The sequence below is a fragment of the Streptomyces sp. NPDC058665 genome, assembly GCF_042714995.1.
Taxonomy (GTDB): Bacteria; Actinomycetota; Actinomycetes; order Streptomycetales; family Streptomycetaceae; genus Streptomyces.
Map to the genome: position 1 here is coordinate 1 of NZ_JBHXRX010000088.1, position 18,782 is coordinate 18,782.

An 18,782-nucleotide genomic window follows, 5' to 3' on the forward strand; every position below is an offset into this window, starting at 1 on the left:
TACGGGGTTGATCCTCCGCCTTGCGATCGCACGCACCAGACGCCGTGGGCCCCGCCCAATGGGCGGACGACGCTACTTCTAAAACACGCCCTAGCCCGGCGCGCCCGACGAGAAACGCCTCAGCAGCGGTGAGAGCACCAGGACCGACTTCGTCCGTTCCACGTACGGCTCTCCCGCGATCTGTTCGAGCACCCGCTCGAAGTGGCGCATGTCGGAAGCGAAGACCTGGACCACGGCGTCGGCGTCGCCCGTGACGGTCGACGCGGACACCACCTCCGGGTAGCGCGAGAGGCCCCGCCGGATGTCCTCGGGCGACGTCTTGTGGCGGCAGTAGATCTCGACGAATCCCTCGGTCTCCCAGCCGAGCGCCGCCGGGTCCACCCGCACGGTGAAGCCCGTGATGGCGCCTTCGGCGCGCAGCCGGTCCACCCGCCGTTTCACGGCGGGCGCCGAGAGGCCGACCTCGGAGCCGATGTCCGCGAAGGAGCGGCGGGCGTCCTCGGCGAGGGCGTGCACGATGCGTTCGTCGAGCTTGTTCAGTCGCACTGCGGGCGGATCACTTCTCTGCGGGTGGTGGTCGCCGTGGCCGGCCGGAGGCGGGGCGTGCCCCGCCTCCGAAGTAGACCATGAGGCGGACGGTCGCACCCGTGCTCACCCGGCCGGTCCGCGCCATGGCCGGACGGCGGAACATTCCGGGCGTTCGACGGGGCACCTATGACGTCGGAGGCGAACCCGCCCTCCGGGACGACGACCAGGACCGAGGAGCACGATGAGCTGGCTGGACCCCGCACCCTTCCTGCGCGGCGTGGGCTGGATGGACGGCGGCCGGGTGGTGCGCGCGGACCCCTCCGACATGTCGCAACTGTCGTGGGACATCACCAGGCGCGCGCTCCTGCCGATCGGGGTGCGTCTGGAGTTCGCCTCGGACGGCGCGAAGGCTGTGAACGTCCGCTACCGCGCGACTGTCCCCGAGCCGGGGGACCCGCTGACGGAACTCGCCCACTGCTTCGCCCTCTGGGAGGGTCAGCGCCTCGTCGGCGAGACGTTCAGCGAGCCCGCGCACGAGCAGGTGGCGCGTATCGAACTGCCCGCGTCCCCGGGCCCGTTCACCGTCCATCTCCCCGAGGGGCACGCGCCCGAGATCCTGGGCGTACGGCCGGTCGGCGGTTCCCTGGTCCCCGCGCCGAAACGCGCGCGCTGGGTCGTCCACGGCGACTCCATCACCGAGGGGTGGTCCTCGACGCGCCCCGCGCGCTCCTGGCCCGCCGTCGCGGGCCGGGCGCTCGGACTGGACACGGTCAACCTCGGTTACGCGGGCGCCGCCCGGGGCGAACTCGCCACCGCTTCCCACATCGCCGCGCTCCCCGCCGATCTGATCACTCTCGCCTTCGGCACCAACTGCTGGTTCGGGGTGCCGTACTCGGCGCCGCTGCTGTACGAGACGACGCGCGCGTTCCTCGGTGTCGTACGCGACGGGCATCCGGCCACGCCGCTGCTGGTTCTCTCGCCCGTGCTGCGGCCGGACGCCGAGCACGGCGGCAACGCGCTCGGGGCGACGCTGACCGGGCTCCGCGCGGCCATGGAGGAGGCCGTACGGGACGTCGTAGCGGCGGGCGACGACCGGCTTCTGCTGCTGCCGGGCCGAGGTCTGCTCCGGACGGAGCATCTGGTGGACGGCGTGCATCCGAACGACAGCGGGCACGCGCTCATCGCCGGGGCGGTCTCGACCGCCCTGCGTGAAGCGGACTGTGTGCGGCCGGTCATTCGACGGCCAGCAGACCCTCCCGCAACCGTCCGGTGATCCGGGACAGCAGTCGCGACACATGCATCTGCGAGACACCGAGCTCCAGCCCGATCTCCGACTGCGTCATCTCCGCGCCGAACCTCATCTGGAGAATCCACTTCTCGCGGTCGTCGAGCTCGTCGATCAGCGGCTTGAGCGCCTGTACGTTCTCCGCCACCTCCAACTGCGCGTCGGGCGCGCCGAGTCGGTCGGAGAGCGGCGACGAGGACTCCACGCTGTCGTCGGCGGGCATGTCGATCGAACCGGCCGTGTAGCCGTTGCTCGCGACGACGCCTTCGATGACCTCGGTCTGTTCGAGGTCAAGGTGCTCGGCGAGTTCGGCCGTCGTGGGAGCCCGGTCCAGCCGCTGCGACAGCTCGTCCGTCGCCTTCGCCAGGTCGATCCGCAACTCCTGGAGCCTGCGCGGCACATGGACGGCCCAGCTCGTGTCACGGAAGAAGCGCTTGATCTCACCGACGATGTACGGGACGGCGAACGTCGCGAACTCCACCTCGCGGCTGAGCTCGAAGCGGTCGATCGCCTTGATGAGACCGATGGTGCCGACCTGGACGATGTCCTCCATCTGGTCCGAGCGGTTCCGGAAGCGGGTCGCCGCGTACCGCACGAGGGCCAGGTTGAGTTCGATCAGGGTGTTACGGACGTAACTGTGCTCGTGGGTGCCCTCCTCCAGCTCCGCCAGCCGGACGAAGAAGACCCGTGAGATCTCGCGTGCGTCCCTGGGCGCCACATCTCCCGGGCATTCCACATACGGAAGCCCCAATTCCGCCATATCGGCCTGGTGGGTTCCGTACCGAGTCGTGTCGGTCGGGACTGTGCTCGCCGTGGCCACTGTGTCCTCCCCAATTCGTTGGACAGTGCACAGCCCGTGTACCCAGCCCCAACCGGCTCATGTCCAAAGGTTCGTGACCGGGATATGCCAATCCCGGTCAGGAGCCTCGGGTTTGATCGGCAGGAGACCCTAGGGTCCGTCGTTTGGATCTTGCCGGGCTCGCGAGCCCTGGCACGCACGCCGCCGCGTTGTCGTCGGTCGCCATGGCTCCGCCATGTCTCCCTCCTCCGCCTTGCGATCGCACGCACCAGACCCGCTCCCTGATCCGGCCTGATCCAAACGACAGACCCTAACTCCAGCTCGCGTGGAGCGGCTTGCCCTCCGCGTAGCCCGCCGCGCTCTGCACCCCGACGATCGACTTCTCCGCGAACTCCTCCAGCGAGTTCGCCCCCGCGTAGGTGCACGCGGACCGGACCCCGGCGATGATCGAGTCGATCAGGTCCTCGACACCCGGCCGCCCCGGATCGAGGAACATCCGCGAGGTCGAGATGCCCTCCTCGAAGAGCGCCTTGCGGGCCCGGTCGTACGCCGACTCCTCGCTCGTACGGTTCCGGACGGCGCGCGCCGACGCCATGCCGAACGACTCCTTGTAGAGCCGTCCGTCGGCGGCCTGCTGGAGGTCGCCCGGCGATTCGTACGTACCGGCGAACCAGGAACCGATCATGACGTTCGACGCGCCGGCGGCCAGCGCCATCGCGACATCGCGCGGGTGGCGGACCCCGCCGTCGGCCCAGACGTGCTTGCCGTACTTCTTCGCCTCGGCGGCGCACTCCAGCACGGCGGAGAACTGCGGCCGGCCCACACCGGTCATCATGCGGGTGGTGCACATGGCGCCGGGCCCGACACCGACCTTGATGATGTCCGCGCCCGCCTCGACGAGATCGCGCACGCCCTCGGCGGCCACGATGTTGCCCGCGACGACGGGCACCTTCGGGTCGAGCGCCCGCACGGCCCTGATCGCCGTGAGCATCGACTCCTGGTGGCCGTGCGCGGTGTCGACCACGAGTGTGTCGACGCCCGCGTCGAGGAGTTGCCCCGCCTTGCCCGCGACATCGCCGTTTATGCCGACGGCCGCGGCGATCCGGAGCCGGCCGTTCGTGTCGGTGGCCGGGGTGTAGAGCGTGGCGCGCAGCGCGGCCTTACGGGTGAGGATGCCGACCAGCCGGCCCTCGGTGTCGACGGCCGGGGCCAGCTTGCGGTTGGCGTCGTCGAGCCTGTCGAACGCCTCGCTCGGGTCGATGTCCGCGTCGATGAGGAGCAGGTCCTTCGACATGACCTCGGAGAGCTGGGTGAAACGGTCGACCCCGGTCAGGTCGTGCTCGGTGACGACCCCGACGGGACGCCGGTCGTGGTCCACCACGACCCCCGCGCCGTGCGCCCGCTTGGGCAGCAGGGACAGGGCGTCGCCCACGGTCTGCGCCGGCGCGAGGACGATCGGGGTGTCGAGCACGAGATGCCGGGTCTTGACCCAGGAGACGACGTCGGTGACGACCTCGATCGGAATGTCCTGGGGGATGACGACCAGACCACCGCGTCTGGCGACGGTCTCCGCCATCCGGCGGCCCGCGATGGCCGTCATGTTGGCGACGACGAGCGGGATGGTGGTACCGGTGCCGTCGGGCGCGGCGAGGTCCACGCCCTGCCGGGAGCCGACGGCCGAGCGGCTCGGCACCATGAACACATCGTCGTACGTCAGGTCGTACGGCGGCTTCAGATCATTGAGGAAACGCATACCGACTCTCTCACCTGCGGTTGTACGGAAGGGCGGGTGGGGAGTCAGCCCCGACCGGTGACGGTCCCGGCTGCGGCTCCTCCATCATCATCGCCGATGGCAGGCGCTTCTGGCGAACCGGCGGAGTGCTTTCCGTACCATCGGCCGACCTGCGCGGGAGCCGTTCGTAGCTTCGGCCGAGGGAGCCGCGAGCCGGTGGTCCGGTCCCGGCTCCCCGGCCGCGCGCTCACTCGCCGTCCGGGTCCGCGCGGTCCAGGGCCGGGCGCGGTCCCGGCGCGAAGTCGTTCAGCAGGAAGTCGGCGGCGGCGGTGTCGGTGACCAGGCTCGTGACGAGTCCGGACCTCAGGACTGAGCCGATGGCCGCGCCCTTGCGCTGGCCGCCGGCGATCGCGACGACCTCCGGGATCCGGCGCAGCCGGTCGGTCTCGACAGTGATGCACCGCTCGCCGAGGTCGCGTCCGACCCGTCGGCCCTCCGCGTCGAAGAGGTGCGCGGACATCTCGGCCTCGACGCCGAGGGACGCGTAGTGCGAGCGCTCCTCGTCGGTGAGCATGTCGTGGACCGTGGAGATCCCCGCCTCCCAGGAGCCGATGGAGACGGCCGCGACGGTGACCTTGTCGAAGTACTCGAAGGCGCGGGCGATACCGGGCTGGCCGCGCAGCGCCGCCGCCGTCGCCGGGTCGGGCAGCAGCATCGGGGCGTAGATGGGGTGGGCCTCGCCGCCGGAGACCTGGGCGGCGCGCCGTACGGCCTCGACCGAGCCGCGCTCGGCGGTGCCCGCGTCGTACACGCCGGTCAGCTGGACGACGGTGCAGGGCGGCAGACGGTCGAGGGCGGCGGCCATGTGGATGGTGGAGCGGCCCCAGGCGAGACCGAGGATGTCGCCCTCGACGACCAGTTCACCGAGGAGGTCGGCGGCGACCTCGCCGAGGTTCTCGGGGTCGGGCGACTCGTCGGCGGTCTCGGCGGGCGACTCCACGACGACGGCGTGCCGCAGGCCGTAGCGGGCGCGCAGGGCGTCGGAGCGCTCGGCGTCCAGTTCGGCGGGGACGCGGATCTCGATCCGCACGAGGTCACGTTCGAGGGCGGTCTCCAGGACCCGGGCCACCTTGAAGCGGCTGACGCCGAACTCCTCGGCGATCTGGATCTTGGACTTGCCCTCCAGATAGAAGCGCCGGGCCATGGCCGCCGCCTGCACCAGTTCCGCGGGTCCCATGCGCAGGGCCGGCCGACCCGCCGACATTCCAGCCACTGCGATCTCCTCACTGCTGTTCATACTGGACGCGCTCTCATCCTGTCAGATTCGGCGGTCCTTGATCAGCCCGGTCGGGCGGCGTTCATTCAGCCGTGGCCAGGTGGCCGCGTGAAGTTGTGGCTCAGTGGACGCATGCCCAGCCGGCCGACGCGGTCGCCTCGTCGGCCTGGCGGCGCAGCATCCGTACGGCCGCGGCGGGGTCGTCCGCCCCGTACACCGCGGAACCGGCGACGAAGACGTCGGCGCCCGCCTCGGCGCACCGTTCGACGGTTTCGGCCGAGACACCACCGTCGACCTGGAGCCAGAGCTCCAGACCGTGCTTGGAGATCAGCTCCCTGGTACGGCGGATCTTGGGCAGCATGATGTCCAGGAAGGCCTGACCGCCGAAGCCCGGCTCCACGGTCATGATCAGCAGCATGTCGAGCTCGGGAAGCAGGTCCTCGTACGGCTCGATCGGCGTCGCGGGCTTCAGCGCCATCGACGCGCGCGCGCCCTTGGCGCGGATCTCGCGCGCGAGACGTACGGGGGCCGCCGCGGCCTCCACATGGAAGGTGACCGAACCGGCGCCCGCCTCGACGTACCGCGGCGCCCAGCGGTCGGGCTCCTCGATCATCAGATGGCAGTCCAGCGGGGTCCGCGTCGCTCGGGCGAGCGCTTCGACGACCGGCACACCGAGGGTCAGATTGGGCACGAAGTGGTTGTCCATGACATCGACGTGGAGCCAGTCGGCGCCTTCGACGGCTCGCGCCTCTTCGGCCAGACGTGCGAAATCGGCGGACAGGATGCTGGGGTTGATCTGGGCCATGTGCCAAGCCTGCCATGCTCCGGACGGGTTCCCCGCCCCGATGTCCGGCATCGGGCCACGGGGACGGGCACACACCGCGCAAACCTCGCGATTCAGCGTGCCGGGCGGGGCGAATGCGGCCGGTGGCGTGCCGATACGACCCCGCGGCCGGACTCCTCTCAGGCCGTACGGCGCAGCAGCGCCAGATACATCGCGTCCGTGCCGTGCACATGTGGCCACAGCTGGACGTCGGGTCCGTCCCCCAGCGCCGCGACACCGGGCATCAGCGGCCGGGCGTCGACCCACTCGGCCTCGGCCCTGGGGCCGCCCCGGCCCTTCAGGACGTCCTCCACGACGGCACGTGTCTCCGCGGGGTGCGGGGAGCAGGTGGCGTATCCGACGACTCCGCCCACGCGCACGGCGTTCAGCGCCTCGCGCAGCAGTGACCGCTGGAGCGGCGCGAAGCCGTCCAGGTCCTCGGGGCGGCGCCGCCAGCGGGCCTCGGGGCGGCGGCGCAGGGCGCCGAGTCCGGTGCAGGGGACGTCGACCAGGACGCGGTCGAAGACACCGGGCCGCCACGGCGGGCGGGTGCCGTCGGCGCTGATCACCTGGTACGGGCCGGGGTTGCCGGCGAGCGCGCGCTCGACGAGGCGCGCCCGGTGCGGCTGCTTCTCGGAGGCGAGCAGCCACGCGCCGCGCTCGGCGGCCAGCGCGCCGAGCAGCGCCGCCTTGCCGCCGGGGCCGGCGCAGCCGTCGAGCCACCGCTCGTCGGTGCCTTCCAGCGGTGCGTTGGCGAGCGCGACGGCGACGAGCTGGCTGCCCTCGTCCTGGACTCCCGCCCGTCCCTCGCGTACGGCGTCGATGGCGCCGGGCTCGCCGCCCTCGGTGAGCCGGACCGCGTAGGGGGACCAGCGTCCGGGCAGTCCGGAGTCCTCGCCCAGGGTGTCGAGCAGTTCGCCGGGTGAGATCCGGCCGGGGCGCGCGACAAGCGTCACCTCGGGCCGGTCGTTGTCCGCCTCCAGCAGGTCCTCGATGCCTGCCCGGCCGCCGCCGAGCGCGTCCCAGAGCGCCGAGACGACCCAGCGGGGGTGCGAGTGGACGACGGCGAGATGGTCCTCGGCGTCCTCGTCGTACGGCGGCGCGACGCGCTCCACCCAGGTGTCGAGGTCGTCCTTGGCGATCTTCCGCAGGACGGCGTTGACGAACTTCGCGCGCCCGTCGCCGAGCACCACGCGGGCCAGCTCCACGCTCGCCGACACTGCGGCGTGGGTGGGGATGCGGGTGCCGAGCAACTGGTGTGCGCCGAGGGTGAGTACGTCGAGCACGGGCGGGTCGACCTGGCGCAGCGGCCGGTCGACACAGGCGGAGATGATCGCGTCGTAGGTGCCCTGGCGGCGGAGTGTGCCGTAGACCAGCTCGGTCGCGAGCGCCGCGTCACGGGTGTCGAAGTCGCCCGCCTCCCTGGCCTTCTTGAGAAGGGGCGGCAGGACGAGGTTGGCGTAGGCGGCGCGTTCGTCGACGGCCCGCAGTGCCTCGAAGGCGAGGATCCGCACGGGATCCTTCTTGGGACGCCGGTAGGGCTTGGGGGGACGGCGACGGGCCTGCTCGTTCAAAGGTGCTCCGCAGTGGGAAAGGTGCTCCGCGAAAGTGCCGCGCGTGTGGGTCGAAGGTGCCGCGCGTGGGCGCGGAACTCCTTCAGCGTACGTCCGCGGCGCCCTCGGCCGCGCCGAGCCGTTCGCCGGCCGAGATCCGGACGCCGCGCGCCCAGTCGGCGGCCCGCATGGGCTTCTTGCCCTGCGGCTGGACCCAGAGCAGTTCGACGGCGTACGAGCCGGTACCGACGTGCACGGAGTTCTTGCCGACAGCGGGCTCCCCGGGCGCGAGGTCGGTGCGGTCGGTCACCGGCGCGAGCTGGATGAGCTTGAGCCGTTCACCGCGGAAGACCGTCCAGGCGCCGGGCGCGGGGGTGCAGCCGCGTACGACGCGGTCGACGCGCAGCGCGGGCGCCGCCCAGTCGACCCGCGCGTCCTCGACGGTGAGCTTGGGAGCGAGGGTGATGCCGTCGGCGGGCTGCGGTACGGCCTTGAGGGTGCCGTCCTCGATGCCGTCCATGGTCGCGGCGAGCAGCCCGGCGCCGGCGAAGGCGAGCCGGGTCAGCAGGTCGCCGCTGGTGTCGGTGGGCCGTACGTCCTCGGTGATCACGCCGTAGACCGGACCCGAGTCCAGGCCCTCCTCGATGAGGAAGGTGGCGGCGCCGGTCGTCTCGTCACCGGCCATGACCGCGTGCTGCACAGGGGCGGCGCCGCGCCACGCGGGCAGCAGCGAGAAGTGCAGATTCACCCAGCCGTGGACCGGGACGTCGAGCGCGACACGGGGCAGCAGCGCCCCGTAGGCGACGACGGGGCAGCAGTCGGGCGCGATCTCGCGCAGCCGGGTCAGGAACGCCTCGTCGCGGGGCCGGGCGGGCCGCAGGATCTCGATGCCCGCCTCTTCGGCGCGCTCGGCGACGGGGCTGGCGACGAGCCTGCGGCCCCGTCCCGAGGGCGCGTCGGGGCGGGTCACGACGGCGGCGACCTCGTGCCGGTCCGAGGCGATCAGTGCGTCCAGGGCGGGTACGGCGACCTCGGGGGTGCCTGCGAAGACGAGCTTCACTGCGGGACTTCCTCGCTCTCTCGTGCGCTCACGGTCCGTCGGGCGCGCGGGGGCGGCGGGCACCGGGCGCGGGCGATGACGGACAGCGCACCAGTCTATGGGCCTTCACGCGGCCGGACGGATGGGGGCGTACGGGAGCCCGCGCGCACCGCGGTTGTGCGTATACGCCCCCGCAGCGTGACCACATCGGCGGGTGGCGCGTTGTCAAGGGAGATTGACCAGAAGCGGGCCGCCCGGTGCGGCCCGATCCGTTTCAACGCCGGTTCGAGAGGCTTGTTCATGGCCGACCACGCAACCCACGACGCACAAGCCCGAGCTAATCTGCACCTGTTGGTGCGGGACATCGAGCGCGTCCGCCGGCAGGTGGACGCGTTGCGCACTCTCACAGCCCAGTTGGGCAACGTCTACCGCCCGCGCCGCTCGGGCCCCTCCACGGGCTTCGTCGTCTACGGCCGGGCGCCGGCCCCGACCGTCCGTCTCGCGCAGGAACTGCGGGACAGTGTCGAGAGCCTGGTGACGGCGGCCGTGGACTTCGATCGCTCGCTGGGCTTCTCGTGGGACGCGGTCGGCTCGGCGCTCGGCGTCACCAAGCAGGCGGTGCACCGCCGTTACGGTACGAGGCGCGCGGCCCAGCAGGCCGCCGCCCAGGGGGACCGGCCGCAGGACACCGCGCAGCCGATGGGCCCCCCGGCGCAGGGCGCCGTACCGGCCGTGCCCGCGGCCCGGTCGATGCCCCCGCAACCGTCGGCGACCGCCGCGCAGCCGCTGCGCGAGGAGGCCCGCCCGGGGGCGTTCCCGGGTCCCCGCAACGGCTGACTCCTGCACGCCGGTTGGTTCCCGGGCGCCGGACCTGCTGTACGGGCGGCAGGTCCGGCGCCCGGGAACGGACCGTCCGCCCGTCAGCCGATGTCCGGGGGATCGATCCGGATCCGCACCGGGTCGCCGCCACCGCGTGCCATGCGGCTCGCCTGGGCCGACTTGAGGGCCGCCGCCAGCGCCGCGCCGCTGCCCGGGGGCACCCGCAGCAGCGCGCGCTCCCACACCTCGCCGGGGGGCGGGGCGCCGGTCGTACGGGGCCGGGCCGGGTCCGTGACCGGCAGCGCCACGGGCCCCAGGACCTCGGCGTCGGGCGGCAGTTCGGCGAGGCCGAGGAACGCGGCCACCGCGTCGGGCCTGCCGGACACCGCCGCCATCCGGGACACCGGGGGGAAACCCAGCTCCGCCCGCTCGGCCAGCTCGCGCTGGGCGTGGCCCACGGGGTCCCACCGCACGAGCGCCTGCACGGGCCGCAGCGTCGGCTCGGCCACGACCACGACCGTGCCGCCGTCGCCCTGGCCCCGGACCAGCGACGCGGCGTGCAGCCAGCGCCGTAGCGCCTCCTCCCCCGCGCGCAGGTCGGGCCGCCCCAGCATCGCCCAGCCGTCGAGGAGCAGCGCCGCCGCGTAGCCGTCCTCGGCGACGGGCTCGGCGCCCGGCGTGCTCACCACCAGCGCGGGGCGGCCGGGCACGGTGTCGAGGACATGGTCGCGGCCCGACGTACGCACCGGGACCGCCGGGAAAGCACGGCCCAGCTCCTCGGCCGTACGCCGCGCCCCGACGACGCTGGCGCGCAGCCGCATACCGCCGCACTCCGCGCAGCGCCAGGCGGGCTCGTCGCGTCCGCACCACGCGCAGTGCAACTCCCGCTGCCCGGACGCCTCCAGGGGGCCCGCGCAGTGGCGGCACCGGGCCGGCGCGCGGCAGCGCTCGCAGCCGAGCCGGGGCACATAGCCGCGCCGGGGCACCTGCACGAGGACCGGGCCCGTCCTGAGCCCGTCCCTGACGGCCTGCCAGGCGAGGCTCGGCAGCCGGGCCGCGCGCGCGGCCTCGTCACGGGCCAGCTCGCCGTCCCCGACGGTCCGCACCAGGGGCGCGGCCGTGCGGAACCGCTCCCGGTCCGCCGTCATGGGCAACGCCCAGCCGGTCTCGACCAGTTGGGCCGCCTCCACGGTGCATCCGGTACTGCCCAGGAGGAAGGCGCACCTGTCGTGGGCGGCGCGCAGCAGCAGGACCTCCCGGGCGTGCGGCTGCGGCGCGTGGAGCTCGCTGTGGCTGGAGTCGCCGTCGTCCCAGATGGCGACGAGCCCGAGATTCCGCACGGGGGCGAACATGGCCGCGCGGGTCCCCACCACGGCCCGGACCGAGCCGCGCCGGACGGCGAGCCACTGGCCGTACCGCTTCTGCGGCCCCGCCTCGGCGGTGAGCAGCGCGTGGTGTCCCTCGCCGAGCAGCTCCGTGAGCGCGGTGTCGACGCGGGCGGCCACCCGGCCGTCCGGGACGACGACGAGGGCCCCGCGCCCGGACGCGAGTGCCGCCGCGACGGCCCGCGCCAGCTCCTGCGCCCAGTGCGGTCCTGGCAGCGCGGTCCACACCGCGCGCGGGGCGCCGCCGTCGGCGAGCGCGTCCAGGAAGGCCGGGCCCTTCGCGTACCGCTCCCAGGTGCCGGTCTCCGGCCGGGCCGGCGCGGGCAGCGGGTCGGGCGACGGCTTGGCCTCCGCGCGCGCGTTCCTCGGCGGCACCGCCAGTTGCAGGACGTCGGCGAGGCTGCCCGCGTAACGGTCGGCGACCGCCCGCGAGAGCCCCAGCAGCTCGGGGCTGAGCACCGGCTCCGGCGACACCACACCGGCCAGCGCGGCGAGCGGCCCCGAGTAGTCGGACTCGGCCCGCCGCTCGACGATGAACCCGTCGATCAGCCGCCCGCCCTCACGCCGCCCGCCCCGCACCTGGTGCGCCCCGGCCCCGAACCGCACCCGCACGCGCACCCCCGGCTGCGCGGCCTCGTCCAGTTCCTCGGGCACGGCGTAGTCGAAGAACTGATCGAGATGCAGCACGCCCTTGTTCACGACGACCCGCGCGACGGGCAGCTCCCCCGCCAGCGGCGCCCCCCGCCATGTCCGCGGCTTGGCCCTCGGCACCTTGGCGGCCCGCACGGTCTCCCGGATGAGCGCGAGCTGCTCCGGCCCGCCGTCCCCGGCGGACTCCTCCTCGGCCTGCTCGTCGGGATGCTCGTCGTCGCTGCTCACAGCCAAATTCTTACCAGACACCACCGACATCGGGGCTGGTCACGAGGGACCCCCGCCGGCGCACGGTGGCACGTCCGCCGGTGTACGGCAACGGGCCCCCGCACCAGTGGTGCCGGGGCCCGTCCCGTTGGACGTAAGGCGACGCCTTACAGACCGACCGCCGCGCGCAGGGCGTCCACGCGGTCCGTGCGCTCCCACGTGAAGTCGGGCTCCTCGCGGCCGAAGTGGCCGTAGGCCGCCGTCTGGGCGTAGATCGGGCGGAGCAGGTCGAGGTCGCGGATGATCGCGGCCGGGCGCAGGTCGAAGACCGTGGCGATGGCCTGCTCGATCTTCTCGACGTCGACCGTGGCCGTGCCGAAGGTCTCGACGAACAGGCCCACCGGCTCGGCCTTGCCGATCGCGTACGCGACCTGGACCTCGCAGCGCGCGGCGAGACCGGCGGCGACCACGTTCTTCGCGACCCAGCGCATCGCGTACGCGGCACTGCGGTCCACCTTGGACGGGTCCTTGCCGGAGAAGGCGCCGCCGCCGTGGCGGGCCATGCCGCCGTAGGTGTCGATGATGATCTTGCGGCCGGTGAGCCCGGCGTCGCCCATCGGGCCGCCGATCTCGAAGCGGCCCGTGGGGTTGACCAGCAGGCGGTAGCCCTCGGTCTCCAGCTTGATGCCGTCTTCGAGGAGCTGCCCGATCACATGCTCGACGACGAACTCGCGGATGTCGGGTGCCAGGAGCGAGTCCAGGTCGATGTCCGACGCGTGCTGCGAGGAGACGACCACGGTGTCGAGGCGGGCGGCCTTGTCGCCCTCGTACTCGATGGTGACCTGGGTCTTGCCGTCGGGACGCAGGTAGGGGATGGTCCCGTTCTTGCGGACCTCGGACAGCCGGCGCGAGAGCCGGTGGGCGAGGTGGATCGGGAGCGGCATCAGCTCGGGCGTCTCGTCGCACGCGTATCCGAACATCAGGCCCTGGTCGCCGGCGCCCTGCTTGTCGAGCTCGTCCTCCTCGCCGCCGACCCGCTTCTCGTACGCGGTGTCGACGCCCTGCGCGATGTCCGGGGACTGCGCGCCGATGGACACGGACACGCCGCAGGAGGCGCCGTCGAAGCCCTTCTTGGAGGAGTCGTAGCCGATCTCCAGCACCTTGTCGCGCACGAGCTTGGCGATCGGCGCGTACGCCTTGGTGGTGACCTCGCCGGCCACATGGACCAGACCCGTGGTGATCAGTGTCTCCACGGCGACCCGGGAGGTGGGGTCCTCGCGCAGGAGCGCGTCGAGAATCGTGTCGCTGATCTGGTCAGCGATCTTGTCAGGATGACCTTCGGTCACGGACTCCGAAGTGAACAGACGGCGCGACACATCGCTCCCTGGGGTTGCAGCGGCTGCTGGCTGGATCCTTGTCGGAACGACCGGGGAGCTGCGCCCCTGCGTCGTGCCTCGGCCAGTTTATCCGGCCGATGGCTCAGAAGGTCCAGGCGTCTCGGACTATGGGAGTCGCGTTGAGGCACTCACTCCGTCCTGCGATGCGCCGATCGCCCCCCATCCCGACCTGGAAGCCCTGGTTTGAGCGGTTTTTGGCCACCCTAAAGGGGGAACCAAGAATTAACTTGCCGTTCGCCTAGACGGACCCGAGCGAGGGTAGGACCAGGTCCCAGACCGTGTCGGCGAGCGCCTCCTTGGGACCGTGCGGCACCGGCGTCTCACCGCCGTCCGCGGCCAGGATCACCGCCTCGTTCTCGTCGGCGCCGAAGGTCTTGCGCTCCCCCACCTCGTTGACGACCAGCAGATCGCAGCCCTTGCGGCGCAGCTTCGCGCGGCCGTTGGCGAGCACGTCGTCCGTCTCGGCGGCGAATCCGACGATCACCTGCCCCGGCCTGGGCCGCTCCGCGCCGAGCTCGGCGAGGATGTCCGGGTTGCGGACCAGCACGATCGGCGCGGGCTCGGCGCCGTCCTTCTTCTTGATCTTGCCTGCGGCGTACTCGGCGGGGCGGAAATCGGCCACGGCCGCGGCCATGACCACGGCGTCGGCGTCGGCCGCCGCCTTCAGGACAGCCTCGCGCAGTTGTACGGCGGTGCCGACGCGCACGATGTCGACGCCGGCCGGGTCGGGCAGCCCGGTGTTGGCCTCGATGAGGGTGACGCGGGCGCCGCGGGCCGCCGCCGTACGGGCCAGGGCGTACCCCTGCTTCCCGGAGGAGCGGTTGCCGAGGAAGCGCACGGGGTCGAGCGGCTCACGCGTGCCGCCGGCGGAGACGACGACATGCCGGCCGGCCAGATCGGGCACGGTCACCCCACGCGCCAGGACCCGGCGGCAGACCTCGAAGATCGCGTCGGGGTCGGGCAGCCGCCCCTTGCCTGTGTCGACGCCGGTGAGACGGCCGACGGCGGGCTCGATGACGACGGCTCCGCGCTCGCGCAGGGTCGCGACGTTCGCCTGGGTGGCGGGGTGCTCCCACATCTCGGTGTGCATGGCCGGGGCGAAGACCACCGGGCAGCGCGCGGTGAGGAGCGTGTTGGTCAGCAGGTCGTCCGCCAGGCCCTGGGCCGCCTTGGCCAGCATGTCGGCGGTGGCGGGGGCGACGACGACGAGGTCCGCGGACTGTCCGATGCGTACGTGCGGCACCTCGTGGACGTCCGACCAGACCTCCGTGGAGACGGGGTGGCCGGAGAGCGCGGACCAGGTGGCCGCGCCGACGAAGTGCAGGGCGGACGCGGTCGGGACGACCCGTACGTCATGGCCCGACTCGGTGAGCCGGCGCAGCAGTTCGCACGCCTTGTACGCGGCGATCCCGCCGCTCACCCCGAGGACGACCCTCGGCCTGCCGCCCGGCCGCTGCGACCGCTCCGCCTGGTCCACCGTGTCTCCCCGCAATCGGTTGGATTCGTCTTCCCCTATGACACACCACAGGCCCGGCAGTCGCGCTGCCGGGCCTGTGGGATAAGGAACTTGTCGCCGCTACTGCGCCGGGCCGTCGATGGCCTCGGACGTCAGCAGACCCGCGTTGATCTCACGCAGGGCGATCGAGAGCGGCTTCTCGTGGACGTGGGTGTCCACCAGCGGACCGACGTACTCAAGCAGGCCCTCGCCGAGCTGCGAGTAGTACGCGTTGATCTGACGCGCGCGCTTGGCCGCGTAGATCACGAGGCTGTACTTCGAGTCCGTGGCCTCGAGAAGCTCGTCGATCGGCGGGTTGATGATGCCCTCGGGCGTGGAAATGGAAGAGGACACTCTCTTGCCTTCCGAAGATAAATCAGGGAGATACAGGAAATACCGGGTGCTACCGACGGCTGCGCGAAAGCAGACAGAGGTCAGGCAACTGCCATCAAGGCTAGCAGCTCGCGGGCCACGTCCTCGACGGAGGTGTTCACCAGGCTGGTGTCGAACTCCGACTCGGCGGCCAGCTCCACCTTCGCGGCCACCAGCCGGCGCTCGATCACCTCGGGCGACTCGGTGCCCCGGCCGGTCAGCCGGCGGACCAGCTCGTCCCAGCTCGGCGGCGCCAGGAAGATCAGCTGTGAGTCCGGCATCGAGTCCTTGACCTGCCGCGCGCCCTGGAGATCGATCTCCAGGAGCACGGGCTCGCCCGCCTCCAGGCGTTCGAGCACCGCGCGACGCGGCGTGCCGTAGCGGTTGCCCGCGAACTCCGCCCATTCCAGCAGCTCACCGTTGGCGACCAGCTTGTCGAACTCCTCGTCGCCGACGAAGAAGTACTGGACCCCGTTGCGTTCACCGGGGCGCGGCTTTCTGGTGGTGGCCGACACCGAGAGCCATACCTCGGGGTGGACCTTGCGCATATGGGCGACGACCGTGCTCTTGCCGACCCCCGAGGGGCCGGAGAGCACGGTCAGCCGCGGACGTACCTCTGGTGCCATGCAGCGATTATCCAGGTTCCCGGGAGTGCCCGGGAACGTCAGGCGGCACCGCCGCCGAACTCGCGTTCCAGCGACGCGATCTGGTTGGAGCCGAGACCCCGCACACGGCGGCTCTCGGAGATGCCGAGCCGCTCCATGATCTGCTTGGCGCGCACCTTGCCCACGCCGGGCAGGGATTCGAGGAGGGCGGAGACCTTCATCTTGCCGATGACGTCGTTCTCCTGACCCTGCTTGATGACCTCGTGGAGGGAGGCGCCGGAGTGCTTGAGTCGATTCTTGACCTCGGCCCGCTCCCGGCGAGCCGCGGCGGCCTTTTCGAGCGCGGCTGCGCGCTGTTCAGGGGTAAGGGGCGGAAGAGCCACGCCTACGTCACCTCGGATGTCGAACTGTCGGATACGGACCGGTGAGGAACGGGGTCGCCCCACACCAGGGCGAGCAACGGGCGAGACCTCCGCACGTTGGCTCTCGACGGAGACTAGCGGTGAAGACAGCTCTCGTCAGCGAGAACAGCCGAAAAGTCCTGGTCAGCATCGCTCGACCAGGACATTTCAGGCAAAACAACCTGCTTTTCTTCCTGGATCGACAACGGATCGGCGCAGAATCCGCGTTGGAGCCGCGTCAACGCGCTCCTTCCGCGCCCCCGGCGGCACCCTCGACAGCGGTCCGGACCTCATCGCTGAACCGCTCCGCCGCCGCACGCAGGGCGTAAACATCCGGACCGGCACGGAGTACCCCACGGCTCACACTCGGCACCACATTTCGGACGGCCGCGCCGAACACCCCGGGGAGATCCGCGGGGGTCGCGCCCTGCGCGCCGATGCCGGGGGCGAGGAGCGGACCGTTGACGGCGAGATTCACGCCGGCCTCGCCGAGGGTCGCCCCGACGACGGCGCCGACCGAACCGAGGGGTGTCGCCCCGGCGTTCTCCGCCGCGAGGTGGTCGAGCATCACCTGGGCGACCGAGGGGCCGCCGGCGGTGACGGCCCGCTGGACCTCGGCGCCCTCCGGGTTGGAGGTGAGGGCGAGCACGAAGAGACCGGAGCCGCTGATCCGCGCCGCGTCCAGGGCGGGCCTGAGCGAACCGAAGCCGAGGTACGGCGAGAGCGTGACGGCGTCGGAGAAGAGCGGGCTGTCCTTGTCGAGGTACGTGGCGGCGTAGGCGGCCATGGTGGAGCCGATGTCGCCGCGCTTGGCGTCCATCAGGACGAGCGCGCCGGCGGCGCGGGCCTCGGCGACCGCCTGCTCCAGGACGGCGACGCCGCGCGAGCCGAACCGCTCGAAGAACGCGGACTGCGGCTTCAGGACGGCGACGCGGTCGGCCAGCGCCTCGACGACCGTCCGTGTGAAGGCCGTCAGACCCGCGACGTCGTCGCTCAGGCCCCAGGCGTGCAGCAGCGAGCTGTGCGGGTCGATGCCCACGCAGAGCGGCCCCCGGGTGTCCATGGCCCGGCGCAGGCGGGCGCCGAAGGGCTCGGCCCCTGCCCCGGCCTCTGATGCGGAAGCGGAAGCGGATGCGTTCATGCGCGCACCTTCCTGGTGTCGGCGCCGACGGCGTCGGCGAGGGTGGCGTACTCGCTGGTGGCCAGCCGGGCGGCGAGCCCCTTGTGGATGCCCCGGCTCCAGAACGGGCCCTGGTAGATGAAGGCGCTGTAGCCCTGGACGAGCGTCGCGCCCGCCAGGATCCGCTGCCAGGCGTCCTCGGCGTCCTCGATGCCGCCCACGCCGACCAGGGTGATCCTGTCCCCCACCCGGCCGTACAGCCGGCGCAGGACCTCCAGCGAGCGCTCCTTCAGGGGCGCTCCGGACAGTCCGCCGGCCTCGGCGAGCAGGGACGGGGCCGTCTTCAGGCCGAGACCCTGCCGGGCGATGGTGGTGTTCGTGGCGATGATGCCGTCCAGGCCCAGCTCGACGGCCAGGTCGGCGACGGCGTCGATGTCCTCGTCGGCGAGGTCGGGGGCGATCTTGACCAGCAGCGGGACGCGCCGCTCGGTGGCCACGCGGTCGGCGGCCTCGCGTACGGCCGTCAGGAGCGGACGGAGCTGGTCGACGGCCTGGAGGTCGCGCAGGCCCGGGGTGTTGGGGGACGAGACGTTGACAACGAGGTAGTCGGCGTGGGCGGCCAGGCGCTCGGTCGACGTCACGTAGTCGCCGATCGCGCTCTCGTCCGGGATCGCCTTGGTCTTGCCGATGTTGACGCCGACCGTCGTACGGAAGATCTCCCGGCGGGTGGCGAGGCGCAGGGCGATGGTCGCCGATCCGTCGTTGTTGAAGCCCATGCGGTTGATCAGCGCCCGGTCGGCGGGCAGCCGGAACAGCCGCTGCGGGGGGTTGCCCCGCTGCGGCCGGCCGGTGACCGTGCCGATCTCGACATGGTCGAATCCGAGCATGCTCATGGCGTCGATGGCCACGGCGTTCTTGTCGAAGCCGGCGGCGAGACCGAAGGGACCGTGCATCCGCAGCCCGAAGGCCTCGGTGCGCAGCTCCTTGTAACGAGGGGCGAGCGCGGCGGCGACGAACGTACGCAGGACGGGGACGCCGACGACGAACCGGATCCAGCGGAAGGCCAGCTGGTGGGCCTGCTCCGGGTCCATCCGCCGGAAGAAGAGCCGGAAGAAGAGTCGGTACATGAGGGGCGGGCTCCTCTGGGTCGTGTCTGACGAATGGCGCCGTCCGCCGGCGGGGCGGGGCGCGGGGGCGCCGGTGCGTGCTCTCGCGTGACGGAGGATCATTCTCGTACCGGACACACTCGAATGACCCCGACGACGCAGGAGCACGCTCCTCGCCTTGGGGGGGGA

At 72.1% G+C, this 18,782-nt stretch carries 17 protein-coding genes; 2 read left to right on the forward strand and 15 right to left on the reverse strand.

All coding sequences use genetic code 11. The annotated features are described in order from the left end of the window. Positions 1-90: 90 nt before the first annotated feature. Positions 91-546 carry an Lrp/AsnC family transcriptional regulator gene (locus ACFWV8_RS34900; RefSeq protein ID WP_078078353.1) on the reverse strand — a complete coding sequence of 152 codons (456 nt, stop codon included), beginning with the start codon at positions 544-546 and terminating at the stop codon, positions 91-93. Between the two features lie 223 nt (positions 547-769). Between ACFWV8_RS34900 and ACFWV8_RS34905 the strand changes: the two genes are divergently transcribed. Continuing rightward, entirely contained in the window at positions 770-1,801 is a 1,032-nt protein-coding gene (locus ACFWV8_RS34905) for a GDSL-type esterase/lipase family protein (protein WP_384213861.1), read from the forward strand. On the opposite strand, the gene ACFWV8_RS34910 is transcribed toward ACFWV8_RS34905, so the two are convergent. From ACFWV8_RS34910 to fmt, 6 genes are all read right to left on the reverse strand, one after another. Beyond that, positions 1,761-2,633: an RNA polymerase sigma factor SigF gene (locus ACFWV8_RS34910; RefSeq protein ID WP_384213862.1), complete on the reverse strand. Its 873-nt coding sequence runs from the start codon at positions 2,631-2,633 to the stop codon at positions 1,761-1,763. The two genes, ACFWV8_RS34905 and ACFWV8_RS34910, sit on opposite strands and share 41 nt — an antisense overlap. Positions 2,634-2,922: 289 nt before the next feature. Beyond that, positions 2,923-4,365, reverse strand: a complete 1,443-nt coding sequence (locus tag ACFWV8_RS34915) for a GuaB1 family IMP dehydrogenase-related protein (protein ID WP_384213864.1) — start codon at positions 4,363-4,365, stop codon at positions 2,923-2,925. A 226-nt stretch (positions 4,366-4,591) separates the two neighbouring features. Continuing rightward, on the reverse strand, positions 4,592-5,641 hold the full coding sequence (locus tag ACFWV8_RS34920) for a sugar-binding transcriptional regulator (protein ID WP_384213866.1): 1,050 nt from the start codon (positions 5,639-5,641) through the stop codon (positions 4,592-4,594). A 100-nt stretch (positions 5,642-5,741) separates the two neighbouring features. Then, on the reverse strand, positions 5,742-6,425 hold the full coding sequence (rpe, locus tag ACFWV8_RS34925; protein ID WP_384213868.1) for a ribulose-phosphate 3-epimerase: 684 nt from the start codon (positions 6,423-6,425) through the stop codon (positions 5,742-5,744). Between the two features lie 158 nt (positions 6,426-6,583). Continuing rightward, positions 6,584-8,017: an RsmB/NOP family class I SAM-dependent RNA methyltransferase gene (locus tag ACFWV8_RS34930; RefSeq protein WP_384213870.1), complete on the reverse strand. Its 1,434-nt coding sequence runs from the start codon at positions 8,015-8,017 to the stop codon at positions 6,584-6,586. Positions 8,018-8,099: 82 nt separating this feature from the next. After that, on the reverse strand, positions 8,100-9,056 hold the full coding sequence (gene fmt / locus ACFWV8_RS34935) for a methionyl-tRNA formyltransferase (RefSeq protein WP_384213872.1): 957 nt from the start codon (positions 9,054-9,056) through the stop codon (positions 8,100-8,102). Between the two features lie 279 nt (positions 9,057-9,335). Between fmt and ACFWV8_RS34940 the strand changes: the two genes are divergently transcribed. Further along, complete coding sequence (locus ACFWV8_RS34940) at positions 9,336-9,872, forward strand: hypothetical protein (RefSeq protein ID WP_384213874.1); 537 nt, start codon at positions 9,336-9,338, stop codon at positions 9,870-9,872. Between the two features lie 83 nt (positions 9,873-9,955). On the opposite strand, the gene ACFWV8_RS34945 is transcribed toward ACFWV8_RS34940, so the two are convergent. The 8 genes from ACFWV8_RS34945 to ACFWV8_RS34980 form a co-directional block, all read right to left on the reverse strand. After that, a complete protein-coding gene (locus ACFWV8_RS34945) occupies positions 9,956-12,148 on the reverse strand; it encodes a primosomal protein N' (protein WP_384213875.1) in 2,193 nt (730 codons plus the stop codon). A gap of 116 nt (positions 12,149-12,264) precedes the next feature. After that, on the reverse strand, positions 12,265-13,473 hold the full coding sequence (gene metK, locus ACFWV8_RS34950; RefSeq protein WP_329389964.1) for a methionine adenosyltransferase: 1,209 nt from the start codon (positions 13,471-13,473) through the stop codon (positions 12,265-12,267). Between the two features lie 259 nt (positions 13,474-13,732). After that, positions 13,733-14,986 (reverse strand): bifunctional phosphopantothenoylcysteine decarboxylase/phosphopantothenate--cysteine ligase CoaBC, encoded by a 1,254-nt coding sequence (gene coaBC, locus ACFWV8_RS34955; protein ID WP_384213878.1) that lies wholly within the window; start codon positions 14,984-14,986, stop codon positions 13,733-13,735. 84 nt (positions 14,987-15,070) lie between these two features. Next, on the reverse strand, positions 15,071-15,343 hold the full coding sequence (gene rpoZ, locus ACFWV8_RS34960) for a DNA-directed RNA polymerase subunit omega (protein WP_023542989.1): 273 nt from the start codon (positions 15,341-15,343) through the stop codon (positions 15,071-15,073). Between the two features lie 80 nt (positions 15,344-15,423). After that, positions 15,424-15,987, reverse strand: coding sequence for a guanylate kinase (gmk, locus tag ACFWV8_RS34965; RefSeq protein WP_329389960.1), 564 nt, complete (start codon positions 15,985-15,987; stop codon positions 15,424-15,426). A 38-nt stretch (positions 15,988-16,025) separates the two neighbouring features. Beyond that, a complete protein-coding gene (locus tag ACFWV8_RS34970) occupies positions 16,026-16,349 on the reverse strand; it encodes an integration host factor (protein WP_005319887.1) in 324 nt (107 codons plus the stop codon). 256 nt (positions 16,350-16,605) lie between these two features. Then, positions 16,606-17,508: an orotidine-5'-phosphate decarboxylase gene (gene pyrF, locus ACFWV8_RS34975; protein ID WP_384213880.1), complete on the reverse strand. Its 903-nt coding sequence runs from the start codon at positions 17,506-17,508 to the stop codon at positions 16,606-16,608. Next, positions 17,505-18,614: a quinone-dependent dihydroorotate dehydrogenase gene (locus ACFWV8_RS34980; RefSeq protein WP_384213882.1), complete on the reverse strand. Its 1,110-nt coding sequence runs from the start codon at positions 18,612-18,614 to the stop codon at positions 17,505-17,507. Before ACFWV8_RS34980 ends, pyrF begins: the two co-directional genes overlap by 4 nt. Between the last annotated feature and the right edge of the window lie 168 nt (positions 18,615-18,782).